Consider the following 409-nt stretch of genomic DNA (forward strand, 5'->3'; position numbering starts at 1 on the left):
GTCATTGAGCGTAGTCAGTTCATTCTGGTAGGCAACTGCAATCGGCCAGTGCTGGCCATCCACTTCCAGCACCAGAGAAGGAAAACCCGACACGCCCAGCGCCGCTGCTTTGTTTAGATCCTCCTGAAGTAATAGCTCAACGTCCTCACTGGTAAGGTCTTCCATGAACTGTACAACATCCAAACCGAGCTCATCTGCCAGCGTTGCGTGCGTATCATAATCAGAGGGATTCATGGCCCGCAGGTAATAGGCCTGCTGAATAGCCTCTGTCATTGCATGTTCCTGTCCCTGCTTTTTGGCGGCGAGAACAGCCCGGCAGGCAGGGTAAGTTGACCGGCGCGGCTGACACTGTGTCCAGAAGTCATGATTAAATTCCGTGCCTAACTGGCTGGCTATCCGGCGCCAGGTC

1 protein-coding gene is annotated in these 409 nt (G+C 54.3%); it reads right to left on the minus strand.

Annotated elements, in window-relative coordinates:
- Nucleotides 1-396 (minus strand): DsbA family protein (locus ACYP03_RS24345; RefSeq protein ID WP_459782418.1); only part of this gene is annotated, 396 nt, incomplete at its 3' end.
- Between the last annotated feature and the right edge of the window lie 13 nt (nt 397-409).

The organism is Photobacterium sp. R1 (genome assembly GCF_054600795.1).